This window comes from Sphingomonas endolithica, from assembly GCF_025231525.1.
Taxonomy (GTDB): domain Bacteria; phylum Pseudomonadota; class Alphaproteobacteria; order Sphingomonadales; family Sphingomonadaceae; genus Sphingomonas; species Sphingomonas endolithica.
Genome location: NZ_CP103057.1, coordinates 1,208,402 through 1,224,203 on the forward strand (window position 1 = coordinate 1,208,402; position 15,802 = coordinate 1,224,203).

At 65.4% G+C, this 15,802-nt stretch carries 14 protein-coding genes; 12 read left to right on the top strand and 2 right to left on the bottom strand.

Annotation, left to right across the window (positions count from 1 at the left end; translation table 11 throughout):
• The first annotated feature begins 114 nt into the window (after nucleotides 1-114).
• The 8 genes from pstC to NV382_RS05750 all read left to right on the top strand — a co-directional run bounded on the left by pstC (nucleotide 115) and on the right by NV382_RS05750 (nucleotide 7,627).
• Complete coding sequence (gene pstC, locus NV382_RS05715) at nucleotides 115-1,491, top strand: phosphate ABC transporter permease subunit PstC (protein ID WP_260599551.1); 1,377 nt, start codon at nucleotides 115-117, stop codon at nucleotides 1,489-1,491.
• Nucleotides 1,484-2,782 carry a phosphate ABC transporter permease PstA gene (gene pstA, locus NV382_RS05720; RefSeq protein ID WP_260599552.1) on the top strand — a complete coding sequence of 433 codons (1,299 nt, stop codon included), beginning with the start codon at nucleotides 1,484-1,486 and terminating at the stop codon, nucleotides 2,780-2,782. Before pstC ends, pstA begins: the two co-directional genes overlap by 8 nt.
• Nucleotides 2,782-3,540 carry a phosphate ABC transporter ATP-binding protein PstB gene (gene pstB, locus NV382_RS05725; RefSeq protein WP_260599553.1) on the top strand — a complete coding sequence of 253 codons (759 nt, stop codon included), beginning with the start codon at nucleotides 2,782-2,784 and terminating at the stop codon, nucleotides 3,538-3,540. The genes pstA and pstB overlap by 1 nt, the downstream gene beginning before the upstream one ends.
• 13 nt (nucleotides 3,541-3,553) lie before the next feature.
• Complete coding sequence (phoU, locus tag NV382_RS05730) at nucleotides 3,554-4,246, top strand: phosphate signaling complex protein PhoU (RefSeq protein WP_260599554.1); 693 nt, start codon at nucleotides 3,554-3,556, stop codon at nucleotides 4,244-4,246.
• Between the two features lie 2 nt (nucleotides 4,247-4,248).
• On the top strand, nucleotides 4,249-4,941 hold the full coding sequence (gene phoB / locus NV382_RS05735) for a phosphate regulon transcriptional regulator PhoB (RefSeq protein ID WP_260599555.1): 693 nt from the start codon (nucleotides 4,249-4,251) through the stop codon (nucleotides 4,939-4,941).
• Between the two features lie 98 nt (nucleotides 4,942-5,039).
• Complete coding sequence (locus NV382_RS05740; RefSeq protein WP_260599556.1) at nucleotides 5,040-5,357, top strand: hypothetical protein; 318 nt, start codon at nucleotides 5,040-5,042, stop codon at nucleotides 5,355-5,357.
• A gap of 96 nt (nucleotides 5,358-5,453) precedes the next feature.
• On the top strand, nucleotides 5,454-6,353 hold the full coding sequence (locus tag NV382_RS05745; RefSeq protein ID WP_260599557.1) for an SDR family NAD(P)-dependent oxidoreductase: 900 nt from the start codon (nucleotides 5,454-5,456) through the stop codon (nucleotides 6,351-6,353).
• 203 nt (nucleotides 6,354-6,556) lie between these two features.
• A complete protein-coding gene (locus tag NV382_RS05750) occupies nucleotides 6,557-7,627 on the top strand; it encodes a hypothetical protein (protein WP_260599558.1) in 1,071 nt (356 codons plus the stop codon).
• A 116-nt stretch (nucleotides 7,628-7,743) separates the two neighbouring features.
• On the opposite strand, the gene NV382_RS05755 is transcribed toward NV382_RS05750, so the two are convergent.
• Both NV382_RS05755 and epsC read right to left on the bottom strand, forming a co-directional pair.
• The gene (locus tag NV382_RS05755; protein ID WP_260599559.1) at nucleotides 7,744-8,088 is read right to left on the bottom strand and encodes a DUF2794 domain-containing protein; all 345 of its coding nucleotides are present in this window, start codon (nucleotides 8,086-8,088) and stop codon (nucleotides 7,744-7,746) included.
• Nucleotides 8,088-8,762 (bottom strand): serine O-acetyltransferase EpsC, encoded by a 675-nt coding sequence (gene epsC, locus NV382_RS05760; RefSeq protein ID WP_260600324.1) that lies wholly within the window; start codon nucleotides 8,760-8,762, stop codon nucleotides 8,088-8,090. Before epsC ends, NV382_RS05755 begins: the two co-directional genes overlap by 1 nt.
• 161 nt (nucleotides 8,763-8,923) lie before the next feature.
• On the opposite strand from epsC, the gene NV382_RS05765 reads away from it, so the two are divergent.
• From NV382_RS05765 to NV382_RS05780, 4 genes are all read left to right on the top strand, one after another.
• On the top strand, nucleotides 8,924-9,691 hold the full coding sequence (locus NV382_RS05765) for a sulfite exporter TauE/SafE family protein (RefSeq protein ID WP_260599560.1): 768 nt from the start codon (nucleotides 8,924-8,926) through the stop codon (nucleotides 9,689-9,691).
• Nucleotides 9,692-9,808: 117 nt separating this feature from the next.
• Nucleotides 9,809-11,752, top strand: coding sequence for an acetate--CoA ligase (acs, locus tag NV382_RS05770; protein ID WP_260599561.1), 1,944 nt, complete (start codon nucleotides 9,809-9,811; stop codon nucleotides 11,750-11,752).
• Nucleotides 11,753-11,812: 60 nt separating this feature from the next.
• Nucleotides 11,813-12,979, top strand: a complete 1,167-nt coding sequence (locus tag NV382_RS05775) for an endonuclease/exonuclease/phosphatase family protein (protein WP_260599562.1) — start codon at nucleotides 11,813-11,815, stop codon at nucleotides 12,977-12,979.
• A 342-nt stretch (nucleotides 12,980-13,321) separates the two neighbouring features.
• The gene (locus NV382_RS05780) at nucleotides 13,322-15,385 is read left to right on the top strand and encodes a M13 family metallopeptidase (RefSeq protein ID WP_260599563.1); all 2,064 of its coding nucleotides are present in this window, start codon (nucleotides 13,322-13,324) and stop codon (nucleotides 15,383-15,385) included.
• Nucleotides 15,386-15,802: the final 417 nt, after the last annotated feature.

Below are 15,802 nucleotides of genomic sequence, written 5' to 3' on the forward strand. Positions count from 1 at the left end.
TATTGCAACGTGCTCCGGCGAAGGCCGGAGCCCAGGATCACAGGCGCTGCGCTTTGGGCTCTGGACCCCTGCTTTCGCAGGGGAACTGCTTGGTTCCGAAAGAAGCGTTTACTAATGTCTGCACTCACCCTCCTCTTCCTCATCGCCGGGCTTGGACTAATCGGCTGGCTCTCCGCCCGTGTCCGTGCGGTCAGTTTCCGGCGTGACAGCAATGCGCGCTTCAGTTCCTTGCCGTCGCATCAGGGCACCTATGTCGCCTTGTGGACGGTGCTGCCGGCCGCCTTGTTCATTGCCGCATGGTCGTTCACCTCCCCCGCCCTGGTCACCAATCGCGTGCTGACCGCACCGGCGGCGGCGCAATTGCCGCCCAAGGGCTTTGAGCGGGCGGCGATCCTGTCCGAGGCGCGCAACCTGGCGAGCGACCGCAGCTTCGGCGCGTTCCATCCGCTGGCCGAGACGCTGGAGCCCGAATACGAAGCGGCGCAGTCATATTTCGACTGGATCGGCAGTGCGGTCGCCTTGTTGCTCGCCTTTGCGACCGGGGCCTGGGCCTATACGCGGGTCCGCGCCGGCTTCCGCGCGCGCAGCCGGATCGAACGCGTCGTCATGCTGCTGCTGCTCGCGGCATCGTTGATCGCGATCCTCACCACCGTCGGGATCGTCGCGTCCTTGCTGTTCGAATCGGTGCGCTTCTTCCGGATCGTACCGATCGGCGATTTCCTGTTCGGCACGCATTGGAGCCCGCAGGTCATCTCGGCCAAGGATCCGGGCGCATCGCTTGGCGCCGTGCCGCTGTTCTGGGGGACGTTCTTCATCGGCGCGGTGATCGCGATGATCGTTGCCATCCCGTTCGGCCTGATGAGCGCGATCTACCTGACGCAATATGCCGCGCCGCGCGTGCGACGCTGGATGAAGCCGATCCTCGAGATGCTCGCCGGCGTGCCGACCGTCGTCTACGGCTATTTCGCTGCGCTGACGGTCGCACCGGCGGTGCGCGACCTTGGCGTGGCGCTGGGGGTCAGCTGGGCGAGTTCCGAAAGTGCGCTTGCCGCGGGCCTCGTGATGGGCGTGATGATCATCCCGTTCGTCTCCTCGATGGCCGACGATTCGATCGCCGCCGTCCCCGCCTCGATGCGCGACGGCAGCCTGGCAATGGGCGCCACCAGTTCCGAGACGATCCGCAAGGTGCTGCTGCCCGCAGCATTGCCCGGCGTGGTCGGCGGCGTGCTGCTGGCGATCAGCCGCGCGATCGGCGAGACGATGATCGTCGTGATGGCGGCATCCGGCGTGGCGACGATGACGCTCAACCCCTTTGCCAGCACGACCACGGTGACCAAGCAGATCGTCGACCTGCTGACCGGCGAGGCCGAGTTCGACAGCCCCAAGACGCTCGCCGCCTTTGCGCTCGGGCTCACCTTGTTCGTCATTACCCTGCTCCTCAACATCGTCGCCTTGAGCGTCGTGAAGCGGTACCGCGAAGCTTATGAGTGAAACGCTCGTTCCCCAGCTGCCGACCGGCTCGGCAGAGCCCGCCGAACGCGCGCCGACGGACTGGCGCACGCACTCGATGCAGCGCCGCATCCGCAAGCGCTATGCCGCCGAGCGCCGTTTCCGGCTGTTCGGGCTGGCGGCGGTCGTCATGTCGGCGGGGTTCCTGGCGTTCCTGCTGATCACCATGCTCTCCAACGGCATTGGCGGCTTCACGCAGACGCAATTGCAGCTGAAGATCGATTTTCCCCGCGCCGGGTTGACGCTCGATCCGCAGCGGCTGCGCGGGCCGGGTGCCGATTTCGCGCTCGCCGCCTCGGGGATCGAAGGCGCAACGGATGCCGCCGCCACGGCGCAGTTCGGCAAGGATGGCTATAAATTGCTGTCTGACGGTGCCTGGCTGCGCGTGCGCGAAGCAGTGAAGCGCGATCCGACATTGCTGCGTGGCGTGGCAACGATCGCGGTGCCGGCATCGGACGCGATCGACATCGCGGCCAAGGCGCAAGGCACGCCTGAGGGCGAAGCGACGGTCGCGCGGCTGAAGGCGCAAGGCCTGTTGTCGACGGCGTTTAACCCAGCGTTCCTGACCGGCGCGGACTCCACCGATCCAACGACTGCCGGCATCTGGGGGGCGCTCAAGGGATCGCTGATGACGATGCTCGTCACCTTGCTGCTCGCCTTTCCGATCGGCGTGCTCTCGGCCTTGTACCTCGAGGAATATGCCCCGCGGAACCGCTGGACCGACCTGATCGAGGTGTCGATCAACAATCTGGCCGCCGTGCCGTCGATCATCTTCGGCCTGCTCGGCCTGGCGGTGTTCCTCAACCTGTTCAACCTGCCGCGTTCGGCCGCTTTGGTCGGCGGGCTGACGCTCGCGCTGATGACCATGCCGGTGATCGTCATCGCCGGGCGCAACGCGATCAAGAGCGTGCCGCCATCGATCCGCGACGCCGCCCTCGGCATCGGTGCGTCGCCCGTGCAGGTGGTGTTCCACCACGTCCTGCCGCTGGCGCTGCCCGGTATCCTGACCGGCACGATCATCGGCATGGCGCGGGCGCTGGGCGAGACGGCGCCGTTGCTGATGATCGGCATGCGCGCGTTCATGGTCTCCGCGCCCGAGCGGCTGACCGATCCCTCGACCGTGCTGCCGGTGCAGATCTTCCTATGGTCCGATCAGGTCAATCGCGGCTTCGTCGAGAAGACCAGCGCGGCGATCATCGTGCTGCTCGTCTTCCTGCTCGCGATGAACGGGCTCGCCATCTACCTCCGCAACAAATTCGAGACCCGCTGGTAATGAACACCAAGATGTCCGCGCAACACGTCAACGTCTTCTATGGCGCGAAGCAGGCGATCAACGACGTGTCGATCGATGTCGACCGCGATAACGTGACCGCGTTCATCGGGCCGTCGGGCTGCGGCAAATCGACGTTCCTGCGCACGCTCAACCGCATGAACGACACCGTCGCCAGCGCCCGCGTGACCGGCGATATCCGGCTGGACGGCGAGGACATCTATTCGCCCGACATGGACGTGGTGCAGCTGCGCGCACGCGTCGGCATGGTGTTCCAGAAACCAAACCCGTTCCCCAAGTCGATCTTCGAGAACGTCGCTTATGGCCCGCGCATCCACGGCCTTGCCAGCAGCAAGAGCGATCTTGCCGGCGTGGTCGAGAAGTCGCTGAAGCGCGCCGGCTTGTGGGAAGAGGTCAAGGACCGGCTGACCGAAAGCGGCACCGCGCTGTCGGGCGGTCAGCAGCAGCGGCTGTGCATCGCCCGCGCGATCGCGGTGGATCCCGAGGTCATCCTGATGGACGAGCCGTGCTCGGCGCTGGACCCGATCGCGACGGCCCGGATCGAGGAACTGATCCACGAGCTGAAAGGTCGCTACGCGATCGTCATCGTGACGCACAACATGCAGCAGGCGGCGCGCGTTTCGCAGCGTACCGCCTTCTTCCACCTGGGCACCCTGGTCGAATACGGCAACACGTCGGACATCTTCACCAACCCGCGCCAGGAACGCACGAAAGACTATATCACCGGCCGCTACGGCTGAGAGGAACGGACCTGTGAACACACATACCGTAAAGGCGTTCGACGAGGATATCGGCGAGCTTCGCGCGCTGATCGCGCAGATGGGCGGCCTGGCCGAACAGGCGATCGGCGACTCGATCCAGGCGCTCACCCGTCACGATCTGGATGCCGCGGCGCAGATCGTCGCCGGCGACAAGACAATCGACGCGATCGAGATGAAGGTCGAGCAGCTCGCGGTGCAGATCATCGCACTGCGCGCGCCGATGGCCGACGATCTGCGCGAGGTGGTCGCGGCGATCAAGATCGGCGGCGTGATCGAGCGGATCGGCGATTATGCCAAGAACATCGCCAAGCGCGTGCCGCTGATCGACAATCACGGCGATCTCGAACCGCTGTCGATCCTGCCCGCCATGGCCAATCTGGCGATCAGCATGGTGCACGATGTGCTCGACGCCTTTGCCGCGCGCGATGCCGAGGCCGCGCTCGACGTGTGCAAGCGCGACCGCCAGGTCGATGATTTCTACAACAGCCTGTTCCGCGTTCTCGTCACGCACATGATGGAGAACCCCAAGACGATCGGACAGATCGCGCATCTTCTGTTCGTCGCCAAGAACCTGGAGCGCGTCGGCGATCATGCGACGAACGTCGCCGAAATGGTCTATTTCGCCGCCACCGGGCAGCACATGGTAGAACGCGATCGCGGCGCGACGACCGCGATGGAGATCTGAATATGGCACGCGCACGAATGCTGCTGGTGGAAGACGATGCGGCGCTCGCCGAACTGCTCGTCTATCATTTCAAGCGCGAGGATTTCGAGATCGCGCACACGCCCGATGGCGAGGAAGCGCTGCTCCTCGCCAAGGAAAAGACGCCCGATATCGTGCTGCTCGACTGGATGGTCGAGAGCCTGTCGGGAATCGAAGTATGCCGCCGCCTGCGCCGCATGCCCGAGACGCAGAACGTGCCGATCATCATGCTGACGGCGCGTGGCGAGGAAGAGGACCGCGTGCGCGGTCTGGAAACCGGCGCCGACGATTACGTCACCAAGCCGTTCTCCCCGCGTGAGTTGGTCGCCCGGGTCGGCGCGGTGCTGCGGCGCGTGCGCCCGGCGCTGGCCGGCGAGCAGCTGACCTATGCCGATATCGAGATGGATACCGTCGGCCACAAGGTGCGGCGCGGCGGCGAGGTGATCCCGCTCGGGCCGACCGAATTCCGGCTGCTGAAGCATTTCCTCGAGCATCCCGGCTGGGTGTTCAGTCGCGAACGGCTGCTCGATGCGGTGTGGGGGCATGACAGCGATATCGAGTCGCGTACCGTCGACGTGCACATCCGGCGGCTGCGGAAAGCGATCAACGGCGAGGATCGGCTTGACATCATCCGGACGGTGCGCTCGGCCGGCTATGCGCTGGACACCGGCACCTGAGAGACGAATCGTTATCGTAACGATGGAGCCATGACGCAGGATGTGCGTTTGACCCGCAACGCCATGCTGGCGTTTCGTTTTTCACAGGAGAAGACCTCATGAAGATCATGCTCATCGCCGCGTTGGCGTTCGCCGCGCCCGCCGTCGCGCAGACGGCCCCGGCCGACCAGACCACGCAGGCTCCTGCCGGCGATCCGGCATCGCAGACTCCGCCGACCGACACGGCTGCCGACCCCGCAGCGCAGGCACCGGCATCGACGAGCGATACGATGACGACGAGCACCAGCACCACGACCACGGGCGCGGCACCGACCATGGGTGCGCCGACGGCGACCCCGGCTCCTGCCCCCAAGGCGAGCTATCCGCGTTGCTCGAAGACCGTGACCGACAGCTGCATCCAGCGCGGCGGTAAGTAACGACTGAATGGGCGGGCGCCGTGCGGCGCCCGCCCTCTTGCCACTGGCGACCGATCGCCTAGGAAGCGCTCACCATCTCATGGGAGCGCTTTTTTCATGTCCATTCGTTTCGACGACAAGGTCGCCATCGTCACCGGCGCCGGCGGCGGCCTGGGCCGGGCCTATGCACTCGAGCTCGCCAAGCGCGGTGCGAAGGTCGTGGTCAACGATCTCGGCGCATCGCGCGACGGCAACGGCCATAGCGACGCGGCGCTGAAGGTCGTCGAGGAGATCGAGGCCGCCGGCGGCACCGCCATGTCCAATGGCGGCAGCGTGACCGAGTACGAACAGATGGTTGAGATGATCGCCAGGGCCAAGGAGGCCTGGGGCGGCGTTCATATCGTCATCAACAATGCCGGCGTGCTGCGCGACAAGAGCTTCACCAAGATGGAGCCGGGCGATTTCAAGTTCGTCATCGACGTGCACCTGAACGGCTCGGCCAACGTCACCAAGGCGGTGTGGGACACGATGCGCGCGCAGAATTATGGCCGCCTGCTGATGACCTCCTCCTCGACCGGCCTGTACGGCAATTTCGGCCAGGCGAATTACGGTGCGGCCAAGCTCGGCCTGGCGGGTCTAACCAAGACGCTGGCGATCGAAGGCGCCAAGAACAACATCAAGGTCAACACGATCGCCCCGACCGCGGGCACGCGCATGACCGAGGACATCTTCCCGGCCGAAGCGTTCGCCGCTTTCTCGCCCGACAAGGTGGCCCCGGCGGCGTTGTATCTGGTGTCGGAAGACGCACCGACCAACATGATCATCGGCGCGGGTGCCGGCGTGTTCCAGGCGGCGTACGTCACGCTGACTCAGGGCGCGCTGCTGAGCGGCGACGACCTGTCGCCCGAGGGAATCGCGGCGCATTGGGCCGAAATCACCGACCGCACCGGCGAGTTCGTGCCGCAGAATGGAGCGGAACAGTCGATGAGCATCCTGAAGAAGCTGCAAGGCGGCTGATCTCGCTCCTCCCCGGCAGGGGGAGGTGGCAGCCGCAGGCTGATGGAGGGGGTTCGCCGGCAACGCTACAGTTGCGTAGCCGGCACCCCCCTCCACCCTTCGCGTGAAGGCGCGAACGGTCCCCCTCCCCGAGCGGAGGATCAGGTGTATTGCCAAACTAACGCACCCATGTCATTCTCCTGCCGGCAACAGGAGGATCGACCATGTATAGCGAAAGCGACATAGACGGCGCGGTGACGGCCGGGGCGCTCAGCCCCGACGCGGCAGCGGCGTTGCGCAACCATATCGCCGCCACCCGCCACACACCGGCGGTGGACGAGGAAAGCTTCCGGTTGCTGACCGGGTTCAACGACATCTTCGTCTCGATCGCGGCGATCGCCGTGCTGCTGGGTGTCGCCTGGCTCGGCCAGTCGATCACGCGGCCGATGGGCGGGGTTGCCGTGGCGGTGGTCAGTTGGGGGTTGGCGGAATTCTTCACGCGCCAGCGGCGGATGGCGCTGCCCTCGATTGTGTTGCTGATCGGCTTTATCGGCGGTGTCGCCGCGGCGCTGGCCGGATTGCTCGCGCTCGACGCGCAGGCGGTGGAGACCTTCGCCAAGAGTGTGTCGCCGGGCCGACCGGAAATCGTGCTGAGCGCGATCGTGGCAGTGATCGCGGCGATCACCGCGACTGCGGCATGGCTACACTGGCGGCGCTTCATGGTGCCGATCACCGTCGCGGCAGGTGCCGTGGCGGTGGTCGGCGTGGTCATGGCGCTGGTCGTGGGGTTCGTGCCGGAAGCGCAGCGGGTATTCATCTGGCTGGTGCTGGCGGCGGGGATCGCGATGTTCGCCTTTGCCATGCGCTGGGACATGAGCGACCGCGAACGGCGCACGCGGCGATCGGACGTAGCCTTCTGGTTGCATCTCGCCGCAGCGCCGATGATCGCACACGCATTGTTCAACCTGCTCGGCGTGTTCGATGGGCCGATCGGCGGCGGCATGGCGCTGATCGTCATCGCGCTGTACCTCGCCTTCGGCTTCATCGCACTGGCGGTCGACCGGCGGGCGCTGCTCGTCTCCAGCCTGGCCTATGTGCTGTACGCCCTCTCGTCGCTGTTCGAGACGGCCGGCGCCGTGGAACTCGCCTGGGCATTCACCGCGCTGGTGATCGGATCGGCCTTGCTGACGCTGTCGGCCTTCTGGCACCCGATGCGGCGGCGGGTGGTCGGCACGCTGGGCAGTGTGGCGGAGCGATTGCCGCCGGTGTCGGCGATGGTGCCGGCCAGCGCCTGATGCTTCTCCCCTTCCTGAAAAGGGAGGGGTCGGGGGTGGGTGGGTTTGGCACCCACCCATGTTGCGGAAAGGACCGCCCCACTCCTGCCCCCTCCCTTTCAGGGAGGGGAAGATACTCAGTCCGACACCAGCTTCATCAAGCGGCGCTCGACCGGCGCCAGCACGGCGGCCAGATCGTGGCCCCGTTTCAGCACCACGCCCGCCTCGCCGATCAGCGCCCACATGCCCTGGCGGTTGCGCAAGGCGGGACGCTTCTCGATCCGGAATTCGGGCCGCTCGGCGGTGCGCCGGAAGGCGGAAAAGATCGCCGCGTCACGCCCCAGATCCATCGCGTAATCGCGCCAATTGCCCGCCGCGACCATGCGTCCGTACAGATCGAGGATGCGCGTCAGTTCGGCACGCTCGAAGCCGACCTGCGCTCCGACGCGCGGTGGCACCGGAAAGGGTGTTACCACTCCCATCAGGCGCGGTCCCGCAGGTCCTCGTTTTCCGCGAGCAGGGCATCGAGCCGCTTGCGCATCGTCTCCAGTTCGCAGCGCAGCAGTTCCACCTTCTGCGTCGCCGGATCGAACATCTCGCTGCACGGTGTGCCGTAGGCGAGGAAGTCCGGCGCCTTGCGGCCGCCCTCCACCATCGTGGCGCGCGCCGGGATACCAACCATCACCGCACCCTGCGGCACCTCGCGCGTCACCACGGCATTGGCGCCGATGCGCGCGCCCTTGCCGACGACGATCGGCCCCAGCACCTGCGCGCCCGAGCCGACGATCACGCCGTCCGACAAGGTCGGGTGGCGCTTGCCGGCAATGCCGTTGTCGGGGCTGGTGCCGCCCAGCGTCACGCACTGATAGATCGTGACGTTGTCGCCGATCAACGCCGTTTCGCCGATCACCACGAAGCCGTGATCGATGAAGAAGTTGCGCCCGATCGTCGCCCCGGGATGGATATCGATCGCGGTCAGGAAGCGTGAGAAATGGTTCACTGCGCGCGCCAGGAAGAACAACCGCGCCTTGAACAAGCGGTGCGCGATGCGGTGATACCCTAATGCCCACACGCCGGGATAGGTGAGGATTTCGAGTCGCGACCGCGGCGCAGGATCGCGCGCCTTGATCGAATCGAGATAGGCGATCAGCCCCATTGTCGTCATCGCCCCTGTTGCGCAGCAGACTATCTAAGCGTCCCGCGTCCCGAATTAAAGCGCCAGCACGCCCATAAGTTTCTGGCCGTAAACCCTATCTTGCTTGTAGGCTTTGACGGATTAAGCAATCGGGCAGGCTGGACGATGATGTGGGGATTGCCTTGAGCTCGTATCTGACGGTCGCGACGCTGGAATCCCTGCTGCCTTTCATCGCCGTCGGCTTTGCCGCGCAGATGGTCGATGGCGCGCTGGGTATGGCCTTCGGGGTGATCTCGAACACCCTGCTGCTGTGGCTGGGCGTTCCCCCTGCCTTGGCATCGGCCGGCGTGCATACTGTGGAGACGTTCACCACCGCGGTCTCGGGCATCAGCCACACGCTCCATCGCAACGTCAATTGGAAGATGTTCTTCCGGCTGATGGTGCCGGGCGTGATCGGCGGCGTGCTCGGCGCCTATGTGCTGTCCAACCTGAAGGCGGATACGGTCAAGCCGTACATCCTCGCCTATCTGGCCGCGATCGGCCTGTACCTGCTGTGGCGATCGACGCATTACCCGCCCAAGGAACGCCAGCCCAAGATCGTCGAGCCCTTGGGGCTGGTCGGCGGGTTCCTGGATGCGGCCGGCGGCGGCGGCTGGGGGCCGGTGGTGACCTCCAACCTGCTGGTGCAGGGCGCCTCGCCCCGGATGACAGTCGGCACGGTCAACACGGCGGAATTCTTCCTCACCACGACGATCTCGGCGACGTTCATCACGCAGCTCGGCTGGGAGGCGTTCACCAAGGCGACCGTCGGCCTGCTGATCGGCGGCGTCATCGCCGCACCGTTCGGCGCGATCCTGGCCAAGCGCGTCCCGGCGCAGCGGCTGATGTTCCTGGTCGGCGTGATCCTGACGCTGACCAGCCTGTTCAATCTGTACCAGGCGATCTTCTGAGGCGGGCGATGCTGCGTGTAGTAGCTGGGCAGCTGCCAACTGTTCGCACCCGGCGCTACGCCGCACTTGCCAGCCCCCCATCTCCACCGGCAAAGTGGAAGCTGTAGGAGAGCATGTGTGGCCGAACAGGACGTCTACCCCGTACCCGCCGATTGGGCGAAGCAGGCCCGGTTCGACACGCAGGGCTATGATCGGCTGTACGGCCGGTCGCTCGCCGATCCCGGCAGCTTCTGGCTGGAGCAGGCGCGGCGGCTCGACTGGATCAAGCGGCCCGAGATCGCCGGCGACTGGTCGTTCGACGAGGCGGATTTCCACATCAACTGGTTCGCCGACGGCAAGCTGAACGTCGCCGCCAACTGCCTCGACCGACACCTTGCCAAGAACGCCGACACGGTGGCGCTGATCTGGGAGCCGAACGAACCCTCCGAACAGCCGCGCCGCTTCACCTACCGCGAACTCCATGCCGAAGTGTGCCGCTTCGCCAACGTGCTGAAGGCGCAGGGGGCCAAGAAGGGCGACCGGGTCACGATCTACATGCCGATGATCCCCGAGGCGGCGTTTGCGATGCTCGCTTGTGCCAGGATCGGGGCGATTCATTCGGTGGTGTTCGGCGGTTTCTCGCCCGAGGCGCTCGCCGGGCGGATCACCGATTGCGACTCGGCGATCCTGATCACCGCCGACGAGGGCCGCCGCGGCGGCAAGCGCATTCCGCTCAAGGCCAATGCCGATGCCGCCGCCGAGCGCGCGCCGGCGCTGCAGACGATGATCGTCGTGCGCGCGACAGGCGGCGACGTGACGATGCGGGCCGATCGCGATGTCTGGTATCACGAGGCCGCGGCGCAGGTGGAGGCCGCCTGCCCGCCCGAGCCGATGAGCGCAGAGGACCCGCTGTTCATCCTCTACACCTCTGGATCGACCGGCAAGCCCAAGGGGGTGCTGCACAGCAGCGGCGGCTATCTGCTGTGGGCCAGCCTGACGCACGAATTGACGTTCGACTATCGCCCGGGCGAAGTGTGGTGGTGCGCCGCCGATCTCGGCTGGGTGACCGGGCACAGCTATATCCTGTACGGGCCGCTCGCCAACGGCGCGACGACATTGATGTACGAAGGCCTGCCGACCTGGCCGGACGCCAGCCGCATCTGGCAAGTGGTCGACCGCCACCAGGTGCACACCTTGTACACCGCGCCGACCGCGCTGCGTGCGCTGATGAAGGAAGGCGACGCCTTCGTGCATGCGACCGACCGCGGCTCGCTGAAGCTGCTCGGCACCGTGGGCGAGCCGATCAACCCCGAGGCATGGCGCTGGTATCACGATGTCGTGGGCGGCGGCCGCTGCCCGATCATCGATACCTGGTGGCAGACCGAGACCGGCGGGACGATGATCGCGCCGCTGCCCGGGGCCACCGCCCTGAAGCCCGGCAGCGCGACCAAGCCGATGCCGGGCGTCGATCCGCAACTGGTCGATACCGAAGGACAGGTGCTGACCGGGCCGGCGGAGGGCAACCTCGTCATCGCGCGCAGCTGGCCGGGGCAGATGCGCACCGTGTGGGGCGATCACGAACGCTTCTTCCAGACCTATTTCAGCACCTACAAGGGCAAGTATTTCACCGGCGACGGGGCACGGCGCGACGAGGACGGCTATTGGTGGATCACGGGCCGGGTGGACGACGTGATCAACGTATCCGGGCACCGCATGGGCACCGCCGAGGTGGAATCCGCGCTCGTGCTGCACCCCAAGGTGGCGGAGGCGGCGGTGGTCGGCATGCCGCACGACATCAAGGGCCAGGGCATCTATGCCTACGTCACGCTCAATTCGGGCGCCGCAGCATCGGACGATCTGCGCGCCGACCTGATCAAATGGGTGCGACAGGAGATCGGCCCGATCGCAGCACCGGACAAATTGCAGTTCGCCCCCGGCCTGCCCAAGACGCGCAGCGGCAAGATCATGCGCCGCATCCTGCGCAAGATCGCCGAGGGTGATGTATCCAGCCTGGGCGACACCAGTACGCTGGCCGATCCGGCGGTGGTCGACGATTTGATCGAGAACCGCGTGGTCGGCTGAATACTTGGCGGCAAAGATGTGGTAAACGGCAGGTCGAAATGAACTGGGCGGGGGTCTGTCATGTCGAACATGTATGCGGGGATCAGGCGCGACTTTGGCGATGACGCAGCAGGCGCGCGGCATTGTGCCGACCGATTGCTCAAGATGCGCGCCAGGCTAGAGCCGCTGCGGCAGCGCAAGGGCGATGCCTCCCTGCTGCTGGCGACGTGGAACATTCGCGATTTCGATTCGAACAAGTTCGGCTTCGGCCCGCGCCGCACCGAAAGCTTCTATTACATCGCCGAAATACTCTCCGCCTTCGATCTGATCGCGGTGCAGGAGGTGAATGAGGACATGGAGGCGCTCGACCGGGTAATGCGCATCCTGGGCCGAGAATGGACCTATATCGCCACCGACATCACCGAAGGCGACGGCGGCAATGGCGAGCGCATGGCCTTTGTCTACAACACCGAAAAGGTATTTTTCCGCAGAATCGCGGGCGAGATCGTGTTGCCCGACGGGCAGTTGATCGTCGCCGAGAAGACGATCAAGCCGCCCAAGGACATGGCCGCGGCAACGCCGGTGACCAAGGAAGAGAAACACCTGCAATTCGCGCGCAGCCCGTTCCTGGTCGCGTTCCAGTCCGGCTGGTTCCAGTTCAGCCTATGCACCGCGCATCTCTATTACGGCGCGGCCTCGGGCCCTGCGCTCAAGCGGCGCATCGGCGAGATCGCGTCGCTGGTGAAATTCTTCGCCGACCGCCAGGATCGCGCCTCCGCGCGCGCCGCGGAGCGGCAACGCGGCACGGTCGAGAATTATATCGTGCTCGGCGACTTCAACGTCGTCAGCCCCGAACACGAAACCATGCAGGCGCTGAAATCCGAAGGCTTCGTCGTGCCGCCGGAGATAGACGGCAAGAAGGTGCGCAAGCTCGGCCAGCATTTCTACGACCAGATCGCCGTGCGCATGAAGGACGACCGTTTCAAGGTGCTGGGTGGCGGCATGGTCGATATCTTCGAAGACGTCTTCACCGACGCCGATCTGGCACTCTACGCCGATGTGCTGCCGAAGAAGGATCTCGACAAGGACAGCAAGAGCAAGGCCAAGACGCCCGAGGCGATCTACAAGAAATGGCGCACCTGGCAGATGTCCGACCATCATCCCTTGTGGATCGAGATCGCGACCGATTTCAGCGAGCAGTATCTGGGGGCGATCGCCGGCGGCAAGGCGGACGTGCCGAAGCCGTAGGGCGGATCGCCGTTGGCGGTGACCCGCAGTTCAGCGCAACGACCGTCACGCCGGACCTGTTCGGCGGTTGTAGCCTTCGAACAAGTAATTCGCCGTCATCCCCGCGCAGGCGGGGATCCATATACTCGAACGCCTGCATTTCAGCCGCCAGGCCCGCCACTATGGATCCCCGCTTTCGCGGGGATGACGATCCATGTCTCAAAGGGATAGTTGCCGAACGAATCGGGGTGCCGGCTTGGCCAACGCAAACGCAAACGCACTCCGGCGTAAGCACCTGATTGTCGATTGCGCTACGCCCGTCACACTCTTACGCTACGGCAATACACCTATAGGGGGCAATTCATGCGCGTTTCTCTGGCCTTACACCTGTCTGCCGCGGTTGCGGCTCTCGTAGTCACCATGCCTGCCATGGCGCAGCAGGCCCCCGCGCCGACCGCAGCCGCCGCGACGGGGCCTAAATACGGCACGTTCGGTGTCGACCTCACCGCGCAGAAGCCCGACGTGAAGCCGGGCGACGATTTCTGGACCTTCGCCAACGGCGGCTGGGATGCGCGCACCGAGATCGCGGCAGACCGGACGTCGGCCGGCCCCGGCGTGATCCTGGTCGATCAGGCCGAATTGCAGGTACGCGACATTCTCGCCGATGCGGCGCGCGACCCGGCGACGACGGGCGCCGGCGCAAAGCAGTTGGGCGATCTGTATGCCGGCTTCATGGACGAGGCGGCGATCGCCAAGCGGGGTGCCATCCCGCTCAAACCGTATTTCGCCAAGATCGACGCCGCGAACGACAAGGCCAAACTGCAGGCACTGTTTTCGACCGTCGGCTATGCCAGCCCGGTGGAGATCGGCCAGTTGCCCGATCCGTCGGATCCGACGCGCTACACCGTCGCTGCGGGCCAGGGCAGCCTGGGCATGGGCGGGCGCGATTACTACATCCTGCCCGGCGCCAAGTACGACGCGTTCCGCACCGCCTATCGCGCTTACGTGACGCAGATCCTGACCCTGTCGGGCATCCCCGACGCAGCGGCGCGTGCCGACAAGATCATCGCGCTGGAAACCGCAATGGCCAAGGTGCAATGGTCGCCCGAGCAGTCACGTGACCTGGTGGCGATGCTGAAGCCGATGACGGCCGAGCAGCGCAAGGCGCTGGCGCCGGATTTCGATTGGCCGCTGCTGCTGAACACCGCGGGCTATGGCGCTTATCCGATCGTCATCATGAGCAATTCGACCGCGCTGACCGAGCTCGGCAAGATCTTCACCGCGACGCCGGTGTCGACCTGGCAGGACTGGATGAAGTTCCGCCTCGCCGTTTCGGCCGCGCCCGTTTTGCCCAAGACGTTCGACGATGCGACCTTCGCTTTCTACGGCAAGACGCTGAACGACCAGCCATCGCAGCGCGCGCGGTGGAAGCGCGGCATCAATCTCGTCAACGGCGTGATGGGCGAATCGGTCGGCGAGATTTACGTCAAGCGCCACTATCCGCCGGAGAGCGACGCGAAGATGAGCGAATTGATCGCCAATCTGCGCGCCGCGTACAAGCAGCGCATCGAGGCGAACAGCTGGATGGATGCCAAAACCAAGGCGCAGGCGCTGGCCAAGCTCGCCGCGTTCGATCCGCGGATCGGCCACCCGATCAAGTATATCGACTATTCGACGCTGAAGATCGACCGCAACGATCAGGTCGGCAATGCGCTGCGTGCGGGCGAATTCCAGCACAATCTGGATCTGGAGCGCCTGAAGAAGCCGGTCGATCGCACGCTGTGGGACATGACGCCGCAGACGGTGAATGCCTATTACAACCCGCTCGCCAACCAGATCACCTTCCCCGCCGCGATCCTGCAACCGCCCTATTTCGATCCCAAGGCGGATGCCGCGGTCAATTACGGCGCGATCGGCGCGATCATCGGCCATGAAATGGGCCACGGCTTCGACGATCAGGGCAGCCAGTTCGGCCCGACCGGCAAGTTCGAGAATTGGTGGACGCCCGAAGCGCGCAAGACCTTCACCGAGCGCACCGCGGCACTGTCGAAGCAATATGATGCGTATGAGCCGATCCCCGGCACGCACATCAAGGGCGCACTGACGCTGGGTGAGAATATCGGCGATCTAGGTGGCGTCGAGACTGCCTATGCCGCGTACCAGCAATATCAGGCGGCGCACGGCAAGGCACCGGTGATCGGCGGGCTGACCGGCGACCAGCGCTTCTTCCTGGCCTATGCCCAGGCATGGCAGTCGAAGCTGCGCGAAGGTGCGGCACGAGCCCGCCTGCTGAGCGATCCGCATTCGCCACCGTTCTACCGCGTCAACGGCATCGTGCGGAACGTGGATGCCTGGTACACGGCATTCGACGTGAAACCGGGCGACAAACTGTATCTGGCCCCGGCGGAGCGCGTGCACATTTGGTAACGGAGCGAGGCGATTAGCGAAAGCTAATCGCCAGTGCCGCGCAAAGCGCGGCCACCCGAACGGCCGGCCGGCGACGCGAGAGCGATCGGCCGACGGGGCGGGATTCACTCCCGCCCCGGCCTGTCCAATGCCCAACGCCTGTGTTCCCCTGCGAAGGCCGGGGCCCAGTCGCGGAACGCAGATGGCGCGCGCTGTGCTCAGTCACCACGACCTGCCCGCCTGGGCCCCGTCCTCCACCGGGGAGCAATGGTGCAGGCTAAAGCATCATGATTTCACATCCACCCGTTCGTGCTGAGTAGAGACCGAGTAGGCCGAAGGCCGTATCGAGGGCTCGTATCGAAGCACCTTGGAGCGCGGTGCCGCCTGTCCTTCGATCGCCCTCTCGATACACGCTTCGCGCCACTCGATGCCTGTCCT